We start from the raw sequence: 18,779 nt of genomic DNA, 5'->3' as shown, positions 1-18,779 counted from the left end.
TTCCAAGCTAACAACCAGTCGGTTGGTTGACGAGATGGGCCAGGGCGTCTTTCGCGCAGGCGCCGGCGACATGGTCGAGACGTGTCAGCGCCATCGCTTGCTGATCCATTGCGCGATGGTGTCGGCTTGCTCGCTGCGTGCGCCCGGGGTGGTGAAGTAGTGGTCGGTGTCCACCGACGCCTGCGATTTGTCGGTGCCGGCGAGTGCGTCGAAAATGCGCCGGGCGTCGGAGGGAAACACTCCGGTGTCGGCTTCGGCGTTGATCACCAAGGCGGGACAGGTGATTCGGGCAAGGTGCGGTTCGGCGCGGGTTTGCGCCACCCGCAGGCTCCACATGCCCAGCCAGTTGCGCAGCGTGCAGGCCGCCGCGATCCCTTGCGCCGAGCGGTTGGCCTTGGCCGGGACGCCCGCGTAGCACATGTTGGGTTGCCGTTTGGTGGGCTCGATGCCGGCGTCGACCATGCGGGGATCGGCCCAGGTCCGCATCACGGAAAAGGGGCGATCGGAAAACCCCGCCGCGCGAACACGTTTGAGCTCCGTTTCGGCCCAGTCGGTGATCGCGTGATTGCGCGCGGCCTGCGCGGTGCGGTAGCGGGCGAGAAACTCCGGCGAGTAGGGCGGGCCGTTGCGCTCGTTGAACAGGTCGAGGTCGGCGTCGGTGGCGACGGGGTCGTTCTCGTCGACGACGGCGGCGTCCATCCAGGCGGTGAGCACCTCGGGACGCCCGGGATGGGCGGCGGTGGCCACGTAGCCGTCGGCGGGCGGCAATTCGGTCAGCCCGGCCGCCGGACGCATTCCGTCCAGCGGGGTGACGTTCGGTTCGACGGCCTGTGACTGGTACGCGGCCATCAGCGAGCCGCCGCCCGAATTTCCCAACAGCACAACGGTATCCACGCCCTGAACGTCACGCAGCCAGCGCACGCCGACGCCGATGTCGACCAGGGCGTGGTCGAGCAGAAAGCTGCTTTCGAAGCCGCGGAACCTGGTGTTCCAGCCCAGAAACCCGACGCCGCGAGTGGCCATGTAGTCGGCGAGGTAGTGCTCGGAGAAGTCGATCTGGTAGTGCGTGGCGATCATCGCCACTTTGGGTTTGCGTCCGACCCCCCGGTGATACAGACCCTGGCACGGGTGCCCGCCCGCGCCCGCGCGCCCCGCGGTGGGGGACGGCAGCCCGACGAATTCGCGGATCACTCCGGCACCGGTGCGACGAGTCAATTCAGCGGTCCCCCTCACGCATAGATGGCTCGGTAGTAGATGTTGGCCAGGGTTTGGATGCAGGCCCGATCATCGGGTTCCGCCGCGCGGGTCCCACCGAGCTGCAGGTAGCAGAACTGGTTGAACATCGCCACGATGGCCTCGGCGAGCAGCCGCGGATCGTCGTCGAGGCAATAGCCCTGAGCCTGGGCGCGTCGGACCGAATCGGCTATGAATGATATTGGTATTTCACAGATTTCGGCCCAGTATCGGGCGAAGTCGTCGTTGACCATCGCCAGCTGCGACACGCTGATCACCTCGGCGAGCCGATTGCGGTAGGTGTGCCAGTGCGCCGAAGCGGCGGCGTGCGCGCGCTCCCGATCGGACAAACCATGCCCGGTCACCGAGAGCGCGCGCTCGTTGGCCTCGTCCCGGAAGCGCAGCGCCCACTGGCGCACCATCGCCTCTTTGGAGTCGTAGTAGTTGTAGAACGACGCCGCCGACCGGCCGGCCTCGGCGGCGATGTCGGCGATGGTGGTGGCCAGGACGCCCTTGCGCGCGATGACGGCCCGGGCGGCCGTATCGATGGCCGCACGCGTGCGCCTGCCCCGAACGGTGGGAAGCTCGGCGGGCCGGCCGCCCCGGCCGGCGGTGGACGCCGCGGTCGACACCTGCGCACCTCCCTGGGCTAAAACTGAAACTGATGTTAGATTCAGATTTGGATCTTGGCCAGGATCGTCAAGCCGGGGACCGAGGGGAGCCACCAGATGATCAAGCCGCATTACACCAACACGGAATTCGAACTCGGCGGGATCAACCATGTCGCTCTGGTGTGTTCGGACATGGCGAAAACGGTGGACTTCTACAGCAATATCCTCGGCATGCCGCTGATCAAATCGCTGGACCTACCGGGCGGGGCGGGTCAGCACTTCTTCTTCGACGCCGGCAACGGCGACTGCGTCGCATTCTTCTGGTTCGCCGACGCCCCCGACCGGGTGCCTGGCATCTCGTCGCCGGGCGCCATCCCGGGCATCGGCGATATCACCAGCGCCGTCAGCACCATGAACCACTTGGCCTTCCACGTGCCACCCGAGAAGTTCGACGCCTACCGTCAGCTCCTCAAGGACAAAGGGGTGCGGGTCGGGCCCGTGCTCAACCACGACGAGAGCCCCATGCAGGTGTCCGCGACCGTCCATCCCGGCGTCTACGTGCGCTCGTTCTACTTCCAGGACCCGGACGGCATTACCCTCGAATTTGCCTGCTGGGTAAAGGAATTCGCCAGCGACGACGCCAAGGCGGTGCCTAGAACCGCGGCCGAGCGCCGGCCCCCGGTGGGTGCGGCGCACTGATCCGACCGGGCCGAGCCGGAGGGTGTTTTGATGACCGACGGCATTCTGACCGACGCGCAGATCGCGGCGCTCACGCCCCAGCAGCGCCGGGACCTGATCACCAGGCTGGAGCAGCCGCTCGGTGACGTGATCGACCCGGACTTCCTGGCGCGGGTGCGGCGCATCCGGTTGAGCCTGATGATCGGTGGCTCCATGGCGATGGTGCCGTGGCTGGGTTATCTGTCGGTGGCGCTGCCCGAGAACTACGTCGCGCACAACTGGCCCATCACCTGGATCGGTTTCGACGTGCTGCTGGTCGGGTTCATGTTGACCACGGCGGCGCTCGGGTACCTGCGCCGTCAGCTGCTGGTGCTCGCCGCATTCACGACGGGGGTCCTGCTGATCTGCGACGCCTGGTTCGACCTGATGACCGCTGGGCCCAAGGACATCTGGCTGTCGGTGATCACGGCGGTGCTGATCGAGGTGCCGCTGGCGATCTTCTTGATCACCAGCGCGGTGCGCATCATGCGGCTCACCATGATGCGGTTGTGGCTGCTGCATCCCGGCATGCGGCTCTGGGATTTACCGCTGTTCCCGTGATCCGGTGACTTGGCGGCGAGCTCTATGCGTCCGCACGTGTTTCGATGAGGCGGTACAGGTTTGGCTCGGCGAGCTCGTCGAGCAGCGCCGCCAGCTGATCGACGAGCTGGTCCGGCTCCAGTTGGACGTCACCTGCCAGCCAGGCGCTGATGGTTTGTCCCACGCCGCCGACCACGAAATGCGCTGCGGCTTTGATGCGTTCGTTCGCCGGAACTTGCAGCGCCTGGCCGACGTGTTGACCGGACAGCATGGCGAACAGCGCGCTGGACTCCGCGCGTTTGCGCACGACCACCGGATCGGCCAGCTGCGTGCTGAACAGCAGCCGCCCCACGCGCGAGTCTTCGGTGATGGTGCGCACGATGTTCGCCATGCCGGCGCGGGTTTGCTCATCGGCCGGCACCGCGGCGACCGCCGCCTGAGTGGTGGCGGCCAACTCGGCGACAACCCAGTCGAAGACGCGGGCGACGAACTCGTCCTTGTCGGCGAAGCTCTCATAGAAGTACCTGGCGGCCAGACCGGCGCTGCGGCACACGCCGCGGACGGTGACCGCCGAGATGTTCTGCCGCTCCGCCCCGAGCAGGTCCAGGCCCGCGGCGAGCAGCCGGTTGCGGCGGGTGGCCAGGCGCTCAGCGGCCTCGACCCCGCGATACGGCCGCACGCTCTCGCTCATGGAAACCATCTTGACACTTACGCCCGGCCGCGACAATATCAGGAAACAAGCGTTCGCACATTAGCGACGCGCTGCGGGAGGACCTGACCATGGCAATTCACGAGCCGGTGCACCAACCGGTTGGGCACGTCGAGCGCAGAGTCACCGACCCGCCCCGCGCCCGGCGGCGCAGGCGGGGACGACTGCTGGGTATCGACGAGGGCTTGATGGGAGTCGCACTGCTGGCCGGCCCGGCGAACGTGATCATGCAATTGGCGCAACCCGGCGTCGGATACGGCGTAATGGAGAGCCGCGTCGAAAGTGGTCGGGTCGACCTGCACCCCATCAAACGCGCCCGCACGACCTTCACCTACCTGGCCGTGGCGACCAATGGCACCGATGCCCAGAAGGACGCGTTCCGCCGGGCGGTGAACCGCGCCCATGCGCAGGTGTACTCCACCGCGGCAAGCCCGGTGTCCTACAACGCCTTCGATCCCGCGTTGCAGCTATGGGTGGGGGCCTGCCTGTACAAGGGCGGCGTCGACATCTACCGCATGTTCATCGGTGAACTCGAGGGCGAGGAGGCCGACCGTCACTACCGCGAGGGCATGACACTGGCCACCACTTTGCAGGTGCCGCCGGAGATGTGGCCCGCCGACCGTGCGGCGTTCGACCGTTATTGGGAAGAGTCGCTGGCCAAGGTGCACATTGACGACGCCGTGCGTGAATACCTGTTTCCCATTGCCGCCAACCGGATTCGGGGCGTTCGACTGCCCCGTGGGCTGCAGCGCCGCTCCGACAGCTTCGCGCTGCTGATCACCACGGGCTTCTTGCCGCAGCGGTTTCGTGACGAGATGCGGCTGCCCTGGGACGCAACCAAGCAACGCCGCTTCGACAGGTTGATCGCCGTACTGGCCGCGGTGAACCGGTATCTACCGCGGTTCATCCGGCAGTTCCCGTTCAACGTCTTGCTGCACGACCTGGACCGCAGGATCAAGAAGGGCCGCCCGCTCGTGTGACGCGCAAGCCGGCAGGCCCGGCTGCTTGAAAACGATAATCATATTCATTAAGCTCCTCACCCTGGTAACCCTTCCAGCCTGAGGAGTGCCTATGACGGCGCCAATTTGGATGGCCTCGCCGCCCGAACTGCATTCCGCGCTGCTCAGCAGCGGCCCCGGACCCGGGCCATTGCTGGCCGCGGCCAGTGCATGGTCGAAACTGAGCGCCGAATACGCCTCTGCCGCAAACGAATTGAGCACATTACTGGCGGGGGTGCAGACCGGCGCATGGCAGGGGCCCACGAGCGAGTCCTATGTTGCCGCGCACGCGCCGTACCTGGCCTGGTTGGCGAAATCGAGCGCCGACAGCGCCACGGCCGCCGGTCAGCACGAGGTGGCCGCTGCGGCCTACGCGGCAGCCCTGACGGCCATGCCCACGCTGGCGGAACTGGCCACCAACCACGTTGTGCACGGAGTCCTGCTGGCGACGAACTTCTTCGGCGTCAACACAATACCCATCGCCGTCAACGAGGCCGACTATGCGCGAATGTGGACCCAGGCGGCCACCACCATGTCCACCTATCAAGCGGTGAGCACCGCGGCCGTCGCGTCGACACCGCAACCCGATCCGGCCCCACCGATCGTGAAATCCGATGCCTCGAGCGATGATTCGGGGAGCCCGTTTCACGATCCCAAGATCGACAATCCGCTCAACGACTTCATCGCGAAGATCCTGAAAAACTTCGGGATCGACTGGGACCCCGCCGAGGGCACGGTGAACGGGCTGGACTACGACGCCTATACCAACGCCGCGGACCCCATCTTCTGGGTGGTGCGCGCCCTGGAACTGCTGGAGGATTTCGAGCAGTTTGGTTACTACCTGGTGCACAATCCCGCCTTGGCCTTCCAGTATCTGGTTCAGCTGGCGCTGTTCGACTGGCCGACGCACATCCTCGAGATCTTCACCAGCATGCCGGAGTTGCTGGCCCCCGCCCTGCTGCTCGCGGCCGCTCCCTTCGGCGCCGTCGGCGGGTTCGCCGGCTTGGCCGGCTTGGCGGCCATACCCCAACCGGCGGTCGTCCCGGCGCCCATGCCGATCCCACCCCCGGCGCCCCCCGCCCTGCCCGCCGTCGCAATGGCCCCGAGCCCCGTTGCGACCGCTGCGGCACCTGCCTCGGCCCCGGCGCCCGCGCCCACCCCTACCGCAAACACCGTGGCCAGTGCGCCACCGGCAGCGCCGGCCCCGGTCACACCCGGAGCGGGGTTCTTTCCGCCCTACGTCATCGGCCCCCCGGGGATGGGAACGGGCTCGGGCATGAGCGCGAGCGCCGGCACAAGCGCGAAAAGGAAAGCACCCGAACCGGATAGCGCCGCAGCGGCGGCGGCCGCGGCCGCGCGGCAATCCGCCCGGGCGCGCCGGCGTCGGCGCGCGACACAGGGCGGGCACGAGTTCATGGATATGAACGTCGATGTCGACCCCGACTGGGGCGCGTCACTGGCGTCCGGCAGGGGCGCCGGCACACTGGGGTTCGCCGGGACCGCCCGCCGGGACATGGCCGCGGCCGCCGGATTGACCACACTGGCCGGTGACGAATACGGCGGCGGCCCGACGCTGCCGATGATGCCGGGCACCTGGAGCAGCGAGTGCGCCGGCGACCGGGCGCCGCGCAGCGATGAAGGGAACGAGTAGCGCCCGTGACGACGGGTCGACCATCGCGGCCTGGCGAATCGTCCCGAAACCCCTTGTTGGTGCGCGCTGAGATAATGACCCGGTGGAGACGCTGAAGTCCGGGCGCCGGTTACGCGTCGGGTCGATGGAAGTGCTGGTCGCCCTTCTGTTGGCCTGCGCGTTGGCCGCCACGACCCTGCGCAACGCGGTGTTCAACAGCGCGGCGCTCTCGACGGTGGGCACCGTGTTCTGCGGAGTCTTCGTGCAGGCGATTCCCTTTTTGGTGCTCGGGGTCGTGGTCAGCGGATTGATCGCGGTGTTTGTGTCGCCGCCGGGGCTGGCGAGCTGGTTGCCACGCCGGCCGGCGTTGGCGGTGGTGGCGGCCGGCCTCGGTGGTGTCGCGCTACCGGGGTGTGAATGCGGGTCAGTTCCGTTGGCGCGCAGGTTGTTCGGCGAAGGCGGGGCAACCGGAGCCGCGGCGTTGACGTTCATGCTGGCCGCGCCGGCGATCAACCCGGTCGTCCTGGTCGCCACGGCGGTGGCGTTCCCGGGCGAACCCCGCATGGTCTTCGCCCGCATGGGGGCGTCGCTGCTGACCGCGGTCGTCATGGGCTGGGCGTGGTCGCGGTGGGGCCGCGCGGAATGGATCACCCGCCGGTTGCCCGCCGGGGGAATCCGGACCGAACCGCGGTGGGTGGCCTTCGTCGAGGCGGCCCGTCACGACTTTCTGCAGGCCGCATCGTATTTGGTGCTCGGCGCTGCCGCAGCGTCGTTGCTTCACGTCGCGATGCCGCAGTGGGTGTTCACGCATCTGGCGACTGACCTGGTGCTGGGCGTCGCGTCGATGGCAGCCCTGGCGGTGGTGCTCGCGTTGTGTTCGGAGGCCGACGCGTTCGTGGCCGCCAGCATGACGATGGTGCCGCTGGTGCCCCGGCTCGTGTTTCTGGTCGTCGGGCCGGCCGTCGATGTCAAATTGTTCGCCATGCAGGCGGGCATGTTCGGCCGCGCGTTCGCCGCGCGCTTTGCGCCGTGCACTTTCCTGGTGGCCACCGCAAGCGCCTGCGCGATCGGGCTTTTCGTCCTGGGCGCCCGGTGATGAGCCGCGAAGCCGAGAACACCGTGCTGCTCCTGGTGGGCATCAGCATCGCCATGATCACCGTGTCCGGCGTGTTCACCCGCTACGTCAAACCCGGGCTGTTGCCATGGTTGATCGGATCAGCGGTGGTACTCATCGGTCTGGCGCTGATCGCGATCATCGGTGACATTCGTCGCGGCGGGCCGCGAGTCGGTGACGCAACCGGTGATCAGGGCCACGAGCATTCCCATCGGACCGGCATCGCCTGGATGCTGGTGGTCGCCGTCCTGGTGCTGATGTTCGTGGCGCCACCGGCGCTTCGGCCCTCGGCCGCCGCCCCATCCGTGACATCGGTATCCAATGATGTTCTGAATAGGGCATTTCCGCCGCTGCCGCCCGGGCCTTCTCCAGAGGTCTCGCTCCCCGAGGTGCTGATGCGCGAAGCGCACGACTCGACCGGATCGTTGACGAACCGGTCGATCACCATGACCGGCTTCGTATTGAACGAGGCCCAGGGCGTCGACCTCGGTCGCATCGTCATCATCTGCTGTGCGGCCGACGCTCAGCTGGCGCGCATTCACCTGCGCGGACCGGCCGCCGGCGCCGCGGCCGGCCTGCCGGACAACACCTGGCTTCGGGTCCAAGGGCAGGTCATACCCGCTCCGCGACAACCGAATTCGCCGGCGATTCCGATACTGCAGGCCACTTCGGTCACCCGCATCGACGCCCCGCCCAACCCCTATGCCTACCCGCATTGAGCGATCAGTTGCATCGGCTCACGGCTGTCCCCGCGGGGGTGGGGCCGACGGCAGCCGCTGCGGCCGCAGGTAACGACGAGCGCCATTACCGTTGCGCGCCACCGGAAAGGGTTTGTCGGTCGCGGGGCGTAGTGTGGTCTTCGTGCGTAGCGAAGGCGATACCTGGGACATCACCACGAGCGTGGGGTCGACCGCGTTGTTCGTGGCAACGGCGCGGGCGTTGGAGGCGCAAAAGGCCGACCCGTTGGCCGTGGATCCGTACGCGGAGGTCTTCTGCCGCGCAGTCGGCGGTTCGTGGGCGGACGTCCTCGACGGCAAGGAGCCCGACCACCAGCTGAAGACCGCCGACTTCGGCGAGAACTTCGTCAACTTCCAGGGCGCCCGCACCAAGTTCTTCGACGAATATTTCCGTCGTGCCGCGGACGCGGGCGTGCGTCAGGTGGTCGTCTTGGCGGCGGGCCTGGACTCGCGCGCCTACCGGCTGGACTGGCCGGCCGCGACGACGATCTTCGAGCTCGACCAGCCGCAAGTGCTGGACTTCAAGCGAGACGTGCTCACCGGCGCCGGCGCCCAGCCGCGCGCCGAGCGTCGCGAGATCGCCATCGACCTGCGCGACGACTGGCCGCAAGCGTTGCGCGACAGCGGCTTTGACCCCGCTAAACCGTCGGCATGGATTGCCGAGGGCTTGTTGATCTACCTTCCGGCAGCGGCCGAAGAGCAGCTGTTCACCGGTATCGACGGCCTGGCCGGCCACGGCAGCCACGTCGCCGTCGAGGACGGCGCCCCGATGGAGCCCGAGGACTTCGAAGCCGCGGTGGCCGAAGAACGCGCGGCCACCGCGCAGGGCGACGGGCGCGTGTTCTTCCAGCTGGTCTACAACGAGCGGCATGCGCCGGCTACCGACTGGTTCGGCAACCACGGCTGGAATGCGGTCGGCACTCCGTTGGCCGACTACCTTCGGCGGGTCGGCCGCCCGGTGCCTGGACCCGAAACCGAGGCCGGCCCGATGATCGCGCGCAACACCCTGGTGAGCGCCGTGAAGGCCTGACTCCCGCGGTCGCCTCTTCATGAGTTTTCGATGAGTTGACCTCGCGCCGGAACTTTTGCGCGCCGCCCTCCGACTAATGACGGGCTGATCGGTGCGCCGTCCAACAGCCCGGGCGGCATCGGTTTCAGCCGGCAAGGAGTCCGGAGGATGACCGCACCCGTATGGATGGCGTTGCCACCGGAAGTCCATTCCACGCTGCTGAGTAGCGGTCCCGGACCGGCCGGCCTGCTGGCCGCCGCGGCCGCCTGGAGCTCGCTGAGCGCTACTTACGCGTCGGCGGCCGACGAGCTCTCAGCGACCCTCGCCGCAGCGCAGGCCGGGGCGTGGGAGGGCCCCACCGCCGAACGGTACGCGGCCGCCCACCTGCCCTATCTCGCGTGGTTGATGCGGGCGAGCGCAAACAGCGCGGTGGCCGCGACCCGGCACGAGACCGCGGCCACGGCCTACACCGCAGCGCTGGCCGCCATGCCCACGCTGCCGGAGCTGGCCGCCAACCACACCGTCCACGGCGTGTTGGTGGCGACGAATTTCTTTGGCATCAACACGATTCCGATCGCCCTCAATGAGGCGGATTACGCCCGGATGTGGGTCCAGGCGGCCACCACGATGACGACCTATCAGGCGGTCTCGACCGCGGCGGTAGCGTCCGCGCCGCCGACCGATCCGGCGCCCCCCATCATGAACGCCAGCGACAGCAGCGGCGAAGACGACGACGATACGGGCATCGTCGACAACGACGGCGGTGACCCGACCCAGCTGAGCTGGTGGGTGAACCGCTTCCTCGAGATCTTCCAGACGATAGGAAAAGATCTGGCGGAATTTCCCGAGGATCCGGCCGACGCAATCGAGGATCTGCTCGAGGACATCTTCGGGCCGGCGGGACTGATCGCCGACGAGTTCACCCACCTCGGGGAGGCCCTTCAGACCTTCCCGCAGCTTGCGGCCATTCCATTGATCGTGCCCGCGGGATTTGGGGGAGGCGTAGCCGGTCTGACCCTGCTGGCCGGGATCCAGCCTGCCGCGGACCCGATTCCGGAACCAGCCGCCGTGCCCGCAGCCATACCGCAGGCGCCCAGCGCGCCGGCCGTCAGCAGCGCCCCGGTGGTGAGCGCGGCTCCCGTCGCCGCGCCGGCGTCGTCCCCGGTCTCCGCCCCCGCTCCGGCGCCCACGCCGACCTCGGCCCCGGTTACCGCGGCACCGCCGCCGCCGGTGACCGGCGGCGAGGCACTCGCCTTCCCCTATCTGGTCGGTGGACCCGGCATCGGCACCGATTCCGGCATGGGCAGCGGCGCGCAGCGCAAGTCATCCGAGCCGCGTTCCGCCGCGGCCGCCGCGCCGGCGGCGGCATCGGTGTCCGAAAGGCAGCGGGCGCGGCGGCGCCGTCGCGCGACGATGCGAGACCACTATCGCGGCTACGAGTACGTGGACCTGGAACCGGATGACGGGCCGGTACCCGATCCTGGCCTGCCGGTGGCATCGGATCGCGGCGCGGGGTCGCTGGGCTTTGCCGGAACGGCGCCGGTGGGGAGCGCCGAGGCGGCGGGGCTGACGACGCTAGCGGGTGACGAGTTCGGAAGCGGGCCAGCGGCGCCGATGTTGCCGGGCAGTTGGGACACCGATTAAGGGGAACTTTTCCGCCCGGCCAGCCGACTACTGGCTGCGTGATCGTTCCGCGGCTACCGGTCGTGGCGGTAGCCGAGTTCACCCGATCGTCAAGGAGTCGTTGTCATGACCGCGCCGGTGCGGACGGTGTCGTCCCTGATCCGCTCGGCGGTAACGGGTGGCCCCGAGGCTCGCACGCCGAGTTGATAATGAAAATGATTTTCATTAAGGTAGGGCCTTGCTGTGAGAGCGCCCGACGTGTGGCTGTGAGTATGCCGAAAATGCGGAGAACTCAGGGTCAAAGCAACCTCAACAGCGGTAAAACAAGGACAGTGCAGTGGTGAGCCGGACAGACCCAAGCGTCTCGACAGTTAGCTTATGCAATGCTAACTTCAGGCGGGTTAGGTTAGGGGAGACTACATACATGAAAAGACGCGGCCGTGGAGCGCGGTGACACCGGCATGCTCACAGCTCAGCCTGTCAATTCGCGGGTTGACGAGGACGTCGTCAGCCGGTTCGCCACGTGCTGTCGCGCGCTGGGCATCGTCGTATACCAGCGTCAGCGCCCCGCCGATCTGGCCGCCGCGCGCTCCGGCTTCACCGCGCTGACCCGCGTCGCCCACGACCAGTGCGACGCGTGGGCGGGCCTGGCGGCCGCCGGCGATGTGTCCCTGCGGGTGCTCGAGGCGGTCTCGCGCAACGTTGCGACCGCGGGCACGCTGCAGCGCCAGGTCGATCTGGCGCCCGGCTCGCTGGGCTTCCGCTACGACACCGGACTGTATTTGCAGTTTCGCGCCATCGCGCCCGACGACTTCCACCTCGCCTACGCGGCCGCGCTGGCAACGGCCGGACGATTTGCTGAAGCCCACGAAATCGTCGCCGGCCTGACTGCCGGCCGCCCGAACTGGCGTGAGGCCCGCTGGGTGTCCGTCGTCATCAACTACCGGGCCGAGCGCTGGTCGGACGTCGTCAAGCTGCTGACCCCGATCGTCAACGACGCGGATCTGGACGAGGCGTACGCGCACGCCGCCAAGATCGCCCTGGGCACCGCGCTGGCCCGGCTCGGCATGTTCGCCCCGTCGCTGTCCTATCTGGAGGAGCCCGAGGGCCCCGTCGCGGTGGCCGCCGTCGACGGCGCGCTGGCCAAGGCGCTGGTGCTGCGCGCGCACGTGGACGAGGACTCGGCGAGCGAGGTCCTGCAGGACCTGTACGCCGCCCATCCCGAAAACGAGCAAGTCGAACAGGCTTTGACCGACACCAGTTTCGGGATCGTGACCACCACGGCGGCCCGGATCGAGGCCCGTACCGATCCGTGGGACCCCGAAACCGAGCCCAGCGCCGAGGATTTCGTCGACCCCGCCGCGCATGAACGCAAAGCCGTGCTGCTGCACGAGGCGGAGCGCCAACTCGCCGAATTCATCGGGCTCGACGAGGTCAAGAACCAGGTATCGCGGCTGAAGAGTTCGGTCGCCATGGAACTGGTCCGCAAGCAGCGTGGCCTCGCGGTCGCGCAGCGCGCCCACCACCTGGTGTTCGCCGGTCCGCCCGGGACCGGTAAGACCACCATCGCCCGCGTGGTTGCCAAGATCTATTGCGGCCTGGGGCTTTTGAAGCGGGAAAACATCCGCGAGGTGCACCGCGCCGACCTCATCGGCCAGCACATCGGTGAGACCGAGGCCAAGACGAACGCGATCATCGACAGCGCGCTTGACGGCGTGCTGTTCCTCGACGAGGCTTACGCACTTGTCGCCACGGGCGCCAAGAACGACTTCGGGCTGGTGGCCATCGACACGCTGCTGGCGCGGATGGAGAACGACCGCGACCGGCTGGTGGTCATCATCGCGGGGTACCGGGCCGACCTGGATAAGTTCCTGGATACCAACGAGGGCTTGCGTTCTCGATTCACCCGCAACATCGACTTCCCTTCCTACGCACCGTCGGAGCTGGTCGAGATCGCCAACACCATGGCCGAGCAGCGCGACAGCATCTTCGAACAATCCGCCCTGCAACACATGGAGGCGTTGTTCAGCAAGCTGGCATCCGAGTCGACTCCGGACGCGAACGGAATCTCGCGGCGCAACCTGGACATCGCCGGCAACGGTCGATTCGTCCGAAACATCGTCGAGCGCTCCGAGGAAGAACGCGAGTTCCGGCTCGACCATTCGGAACACGCCGGCACCGGCGAATTCAGTGACGAGGAGTTGATGACGATCACCGACGACGACGTCGAACGGTCGGTAGAGCCGCTGCTGCGCGGCCTGGGACTGTCGGTGCCGGCATGAGCAACGAGTCCGACGAGCGCCGTTCGTTCACCTCTCGCACGCCGGTCAACGACAACCCCGACCAGGTCGAGTATCGCCGCGGTTTCGTCACGCGCCACCAGGTCACCGGCTGGCGGTTCGTGATGCGCCGAATCGCCTCCGGTATCGCCCTGCACGACACCAGGATGCTGGTCGACCCGCTGCGCACGCAGTCGCGCGCGGTGGCCATGGGGGCGGTCCTTCTCATCACCGGCTTGGCGGGTTGCTTCGTGTTCTCCCTGATCCGGCCGAGCGGCACGGTGGGCACCAACGCCATACTGGCCGACCGGTCGACGGCCGCTCTGTACGTCCGCGTCGGCGAGGACCTGCATCCGGTGCTCAACTTGACCTCCGCCCGGCTGATCACCGGCCACGCGGTCGATCCCACCATGGTGAAAAGCAGTGAACTGGACCGCTTTCCGCGCGGCAACCTGATCGGCATCCCGGGGGCGCCGGAACGCATGGTGCAAAACCCCTCGCACGACGCGAACTGGACGGTGTGCGACTCGGTCAGCGAGCCGGCCCAGGGTGGGCATGCAGCCCACAGCACCGGCGTCACGGTGATCGCGGGCCGGCCGGACAGCAGCGGTGCGCGCGCGGCGACGCTCCCGTCGCGGCAGGCGATCCTCGTGGACAGGGACGGCGGCACCTGGTTGTTGTGGGATGGCAGGCGTTCGCAGATCAACCTGACCGACCACGCCATCACGAACGCACTCGGCTTGGGGCAGAACAACTCCGAGGTGCCCGCGCCGCGGCCCATCGCGCTGGGCCTGTTCAACGCGATACCCGAGGGGCCGCCGCTGACCGCGCCGGTCATCCCGAACGCCGGCGCCCCGGCGCCATTCAGCGTGCCCGCGCCGATCGGCGCTGTGGTGGTCTCCTACGCCCTGGACCAGAGTTCTTCGGGCGCACCGCGCTACTACGCGGTCATGCCCGACGGTTTACAGCAGATCTCGCCGGTGCTCGCCGCGATCCTGCGCAACACCAATTCCTATGGGCTGGACCAGCCGCCGCGGCTGGGTGCCGACGCGGTGGCCAAGCTCCCGGTGTCGCGGATGGTGGACACCGCACGGTACCCCGATCAGCAGATCAGCGTCGTCGATGCGGCCAAATCCCCTGTCAGCTGCGCCTATTGGAGCAAGCCGGCCGGGGCCGCGACCAGCTCGCTGAACCTGATGTCGGGCTCCGCACTGCCGATCGCCGAATCGATCCGCACCGTCGACCTGGTGAGCGGCGGCGCGCCGACAACCGCCACCCGGGTCGCCCTGGCGCCCGGCACCGGCTACTTCACCCAGACCGTCGGCGGCGGCCCGGACTCACCGGGCACCGGCTCATTGTTCTGGGTCTCCGACACCGGCGTCCGCTACGGCATCGACAACGAGGCCGAGCATTCGGCCGCCGGGCACGGCAAAACGGTTGAGGCGCTGGGCCTTAACGGGTCGCCGGTCCCCGCGCCGTGGTCGGTGCTGTCGCTGTTCGCCAATGGTCCGACACTTTCGCGCGCCGACGCGCTGCTGGCACATGACGGGCTGACGCCCGATCAAAGGCCCGGCCGCGTGGCCTCTGCCGAGGGAGCCACCCGATGAGCCGACTGATCTTCGAAGCGCGCCGCCGGCTGGCGCCGCCGGTGACCCGCAAGGGCACCATCGCCATCGAGGCGCCGCCCGAGCTGCCCCGGGTGATTCCGCCGTCGTTCCTGCGGCGGGCGATGCCCTATGTGCTGGTGATCCTGATCGTCGGCATGGTCGTCGCCCTGTTCGCCACCGGGATGCGGCTGATCTCGCCGCAGACGTTGTTCTTCCCGTTCGTGCTGTTGCTCGCCGCGACCGCGATGTATCGCGGCAATGACAACAAGACGCGTACCGAGGAGGTCGACGCGGAACGCGCCGACTACCTGCGCTACCTCTCGGTGGTGCGGGACAACATCCGCACCCAGGCCACCGCGCAGCGCGCCGCCGCGCAGTGGTCCCACCCGGAGCCGACCGCGTTGGCGGCGGTGCCGGGATCCCGCCGCCAATGGGAGCGTGATCCGCACGATCCCGACTTCCTGGTGCTGCGGGCCGGCCGCCATCACGTGCCGCTGGCCACCGCCTTGCGGGTCAACGACACCGCGGACGAAATCGACCTGGAGCCCGTGTCGCACAGCGCATTACGCAGCCTGCTCGACACCCATCGCACCGTGCGCGACGTGCCGACCGGAATCGACCTGGCCAAGGTTTCCCGGATCACCCTGGTCGGCGCGGAAGACGAGGCGCGCGCGGCGTTGCGCGCCTGGATCGCCCAGGCGGTGACCTGGCATGACCCGACCGTGCTCGGGGTCGCGCTGGTCACCCCGAACCTGGAGGACCCGGACTGGTCGTGGCTGAAGTGGTTGCCGCACATCGACATTCCCGGTCAGCTCGACGGGGTCGGACCGGCCCGCTTCATGTTCACCAACGTTGACGACTTGGTGGCGAGCCTCGGTTCGGCCTTCCTCGACCGTCCGGCCTTCACCGGCGAGGCCGCCGCCGCGCTCCGCCATCTGCTGATCGTCGTCGACGACCCCGACTACGACCTGAACGCGTCGACGCTCGCGCTGGGCCGGGCCGGTGTCACCGTCGTGCACCGCAGCGCAACGGCGCCGAACCGTGACCAGTATTCGGATCCGGAGAAGCCGATCCTGCGCGTCGCAAGCGGCGCCATCGAACGCTGGCAGACCGGCGGTTGGCAGCCGTACATCGACAATGCCGACGAATTGGGTACCGACGAGGCCGCGCACCTGGCGCGCCAGTTGTCGCGCTGGGACTCCAATCCCACCCACACCGGGCTGCGCTCGGCGGCCACCCGCGGTGCCACGTTCACCACGATGCTGGGCATCTCGGACGCGTCCCAGCTCGACGTGCCCACGCTGTGGGCGCCGCGCCGGCGCGAGGACGAGTTGCGCGTTCCGATCGGGGTCACCGCGACCGGTGAGCCGTTGATGTTCGACCTCAAGGACGAAGCCGAGGGCGGGATGGGGCCGCACGGGCTGATGATCGGTATGACCGGGTCGGGCAAGTCCCAGACCCTGATGTCGATCCTGTTGTCGCTGTTGACGACTCATTCGGCGGATCGGTTGATCGTCATCTATGCGGACTTCAAGGGTGAGGCCGGGGCCGACAGCTTCCGTAACTTCCCGCAAGTCGTCGCCGTCATCTCCAACATGGCCGAGAAGAAGTCGCTGGCCGACCGGTTCGCCGACACGCTGCGCGGCGAGGTGGCCCGCCGGGAGACGTTGTTGCGTGAGGCCGGCCGTCAGGTGCAGGGCAGCGCGTTCAACTCGGTGGTGGAGTACGAGGCCGCGATCGCTGCCGGACACGACCTGCCGCCGATCCCGACGCTGTTCGTGGTCGCCGACGAGTTCACGCTGATGCTGGCCGACCACCCGGAATACGCGGAGCTGTTCGATTACGTTGCGCGTAAAGGTCGCTCGTTCCGCATCCACATCCTGTTCGCGTCACAGACGCTGGACGTCGGCAAGATCAAGGACATCGACAAGAACACCTCCTACCGCATCGGTTTGAAGGTGGCCAGTCCCAGCGTTTCTCGCCAGATCATCGGTGTCGAGGACGCCTACCACATCGAGTCCGGCAAGGAGCACAAGGGCGTGGGCTTCTTGGTGCCCGCCCCGGGTGCGACGCCGATCAAGTTCCGCAGCACCTATGTGGACGGCATCTACGACCCGCCGGTCAAGGCCAAATCCTTTGTGGTGCCGTCTATCCCGGAGCCGAAGCTGTTTACAGCCGGGCGAGTCGAACCGGATCAGGACACCGTGATCACCGCCCCGGAGGAAGACGAACTGACCGGGCCGCCCCGCAAGCTGATTGCCACCATCGGCGATCAGCTGGCGGGTTACGGCCCGCGGGCGCCGCAGCTGTGGCTGCCGCCGCTGGACGAGCCGATCCCGTTGACCGCCATGCTGGCCCGCGCCGGCGTGCCGCCCCGGCAGTGGCAGTGGCCGCTCGGCGAGATCGACAAGCCGTTCGAGATGCGCCGCGACCCGCTGGTGTTCGACGCCGCCTCGTCGGCCGGGAACATGGTCATCCACGGTGGCCCGAAATCGGGCAAGTCGACCGCGCTGCAGACGTTCATCCTGTCCGCGGCCAACCTGCACTCGCCGCGCGAGGCCACCTTCTACTGCTTGGATTACGGCGGCGGCAAGCTGCGGGCGCTCGAAGATTTGGCGCACGTGGGCAGCGTGGCCTCGGCGCTGGAACCCGAACGTATCCGGCGCACCTTTGGCGAGCTCGAGCAGCTGCTGCTGGCCCGGCAGCGGCGAGAGGCGTTCCGGGATTCCCGCGGTGGCGTCCCCGACGACGGGTTCGGCGAGGTGTTCCTGGTCATCGACAACCTCTACGCGTTCGGTCGGGACAACACCGACCAGTTCAATACCCGAAACCCGTTGCTGGCCAGGGTCAGTGAGCTGGTCAACATCGGCCTCGCCTACGGCATCCACGTCGTCGTCACCACGCCCAGCTGGCTGGAGGTGCCGCTGGCCATGCGCGACGGCCTCGGACTGCGGCTCGAGCTCAAGCTGCACGACCCGCGGGACAGCAACGTGCGGGTGGTCGGCGCCCTGCGTCGGCCCGCCGAGGCGGTGCCGCACGATCAGCCTGGCCGCGGATTGACCATGGCCGCAGAACATTTCCTGTTCGCCGCTCCCGAGCTGGAACAGGTGGCCGAGCTCAATGCGCGCTACTCGGGCCTGACGGCACCGCCGGTGCGGTTGCTGCCGACCAACCTCGCGCCGGAGTCTGTCGGGTCGTTGTATCGGGGGCCGGAGCAGGTCGTCATCGGCCAGCGCGAAGAAGATCTCGCGCCGGTGGTGCTCAACTTCGCCGAGAACCCGCTGCTGATGGTGTTCGGCGACAGCAAGTCCGGGAAGACCACGCTGCTGCGCCATCTCATTCGCACCGTGCGCGAGCACTCCACGCCCGATCAGGTGGCCTTCACGGTGCTGGATCGTCGGCTGCACCTCGTCGACGAGCCGCTGTTCGCCGACAACGAGTACACCGCCAACATCGACCGGATCACCCCGGCGATGCTGGGCCTGGCCAACATCATCGAATCGCGGCGGCCGCCGGCCGGCCTGCCGCCTTCAGAGCTGGCCCACTGGCGCTACGCCGGCCACACCCACTATCTGATCATCGACGACGTCGACCAGATACCCGATTCGCCGGCGATGAGCGGTCCCTACGTCGGGCAGCGGCCCTGGACGCCGCTGATCGGATTGCTTTCGCAGGCGGCCGATCTGGGGCTACGGGTGATCGTCACCGCACGTGCCACCGGTTCGGGGCACGCCTTGATGACCAACCCGCTGCTGCGCCGGTTCAACGACCTGCAGGCGACCACGTTGATGCTGGCGGGCAATCCGCAGGACAGCGGCAAGATCCGCGGTCAGCGATTCGGCCGGCTGCCCGCCGGGCGGGCGATCCTGTTGGGCGACAGCGATGCTCCGACATACGTGCAGCTGGTCAACCCGTTGGTCGGGGAGTCCGTGATCGAGGGCGCCAACGAAGGATTCGCACACTGATGTTTAC

The 18,779-nt window shown here is 67.9% G+C and carries 14 protein-coding genes; 11 read left to right on the top strand and 3 right to left on the bottom strand.

Annotated features, from left to right (window positions below):
* Window positions 1–84 precede the first annotated feature (84 nt).
* The gene (locus tag AC5Y4T_RS11455; protein ID WP_499917800.1) at window positions 85–1,215 is read right to left on the bottom strand and encodes an alpha/beta hydrolase family protein; all 1,131 of its coding nucleotides are present in this window, start codon (window positions 1,213–1,215) and stop codon (window positions 85–87) included.
* 14 nt (window positions 1,216–1,229) lie between these two features.
* Window positions 1,230–1,865, bottom strand: a complete 636-nt coding sequence (locus tag AC5Y4T_RS11450; RefSeq protein ID WP_499953024.1) for a TetR/AcrR family transcriptional regulator — start codon at window positions 1,863–1,865, stop codon at window positions 1,230–1,232.
* 96 nt (window positions 1,866–1,961) lie between these two features.
* Between AC5Y4T_RS11450 and AC5Y4T_RS11445 the strand changes: the two genes are divergently transcribed.
* A complete protein-coding gene (locus AC5Y4T_RS11445) occupies window positions 1,962–2,543 on the top strand; it encodes a VOC family protein (RefSeq protein ID WP_499953155.1) in 582 nt (193 codons plus the stop codon).
* 30 nt (window positions 2,544–2,573) lie between these two features.
* A complete protein-coding gene (locus tag AC5Y4T_RS11440; protein WP_499953023.1) occupies window positions 2,574–3,122 on the top strand; it encodes a hypothetical protein in 549 nt (182 codons plus the stop codon).
* Between the two features lie 22 nt (window positions 3,123–3,144).
* Here the strand turns inward: AC5Y4T_RS11440 and AC5Y4T_RS11435 are convergent, their stop codons facing one another.
* Window positions 3,145–3,792 (bottom strand): TetR/AcrR family transcriptional regulator, encoded by a 648-nt coding sequence (locus tag AC5Y4T_RS11435; RefSeq protein ID WP_499917803.1) that lies wholly within the window; start codon window positions 3,790–3,792, stop codon window positions 3,145–3,147.
* Between the two features lie 89 nt (window positions 3,793–3,881).
* Here AC5Y4T_RS11435 and AC5Y4T_RS11430 point away from each other — a divergent pair, with 89 nt between their 5' ends.
* From AC5Y4T_RS11430 to eccCa, 9 genes are all read left to right on the top strand, one after another.
* A complete protein-coding gene (locus AC5Y4T_RS11430) occupies window positions 3,882–4,790 on the top strand; it encodes an oxygenase MpaB family protein (protein WP_499953022.1) in 909 nt (302 codons plus the stop codon).
* 91 nt (window positions 4,791–4,881) lie between these two features.
* A complete protein-coding gene (locus AC5Y4T_RS11425; RefSeq protein ID WP_499953021.1) occupies window positions 4,882–6,459 on the top strand; it encodes a PPE domain-containing protein in 1,578 nt (525 codons plus the stop codon).
* A gap of 82 nt (window positions 6,460–6,541) precedes the next feature.
* Window positions 6,542–7,534, top strand: a complete 993-nt coding sequence (locus tag AC5Y4T_RS11420) for a permease (protein ID WP_499953020.1) — start codon at window positions 6,542–6,544, stop codon at window positions 7,532–7,534.
* On the top strand, window positions 7,534–8,271 hold the full coding sequence (locus tag AC5Y4T_RS11415; protein ID WP_499953019.1) for a TIGR03943 family putative permease subunit: 738 nt from the start codon (window positions 7,534–7,536) through the stop codon (window positions 8,269–8,271). Before AC5Y4T_RS11420 ends, AC5Y4T_RS11415 begins: the two co-directional genes overlap by 1 nt.
* 142 nt (window positions 8,272–8,413) lie before the next feature.
* Window positions 8,414–9,319 (top strand): class I SAM-dependent methyltransferase, encoded by a 906-nt coding sequence (locus AC5Y4T_RS11410; RefSeq protein WP_499948223.1) that lies wholly within the window; start codon window positions 8,414–8,416, stop codon window positions 9,317–9,319.
* Window positions 9,320–9,466: 147 nt separating this feature from the next.
* Complete coding sequence (locus AC5Y4T_RS11405; protein WP_499953018.1) at window positions 9,467–10,942, top strand: PPE family protein; 1,476 nt, start codon at window positions 9,467–9,469, stop codon at window positions 10,940–10,942.
* A 419-nt stretch (window positions 10,943–11,361) separates the two neighbouring features.
* Window positions 11,362–13,203: a type VII secretion system ESX-3 AAA family ATPase EccA3 gene (gene eccA3 / locus AC5Y4T_RS11400; RefSeq protein ID WP_499948221.1), complete on the top strand. Its 1,842-nt coding sequence runs from the start codon at window positions 11,362–11,364 to the stop codon at window positions 13,201–13,203.
* On the top strand, window positions 13,200–14,807 hold the full coding sequence (eccB, locus tag AC5Y4T_RS11395) for a type VII secretion protein EccB (protein WP_499948220.1): 1,608 nt from the start codon (window positions 13,200–13,202) through the stop codon (window positions 14,805–14,807). Before eccA3 ends, eccB begins: the two co-directional genes overlap by 4 nt.
* Window positions 14,804–18,772: a type VII secretion protein EccCa gene (gene eccCa / locus AC5Y4T_RS11390; protein ID WP_499953017.1), complete on the top strand. Its 3,969-nt coding sequence runs from the start codon at window positions 14,804–14,806 to the stop codon at window positions 18,770–18,772. Before eccB ends, eccCa begins: the two co-directional genes overlap by 4 nt.
* Window positions 18,773–18,779 lie beyond the last annotated feature (7 nt).

The organism is Mycobacterium sp. NGS11 (genome assembly GCF_059813315.1).
The sequence above is the reverse complement of the archived record's forward strand: the minus strand, read 5'-3'. Positions and strand labels throughout refer to the sequence as shown.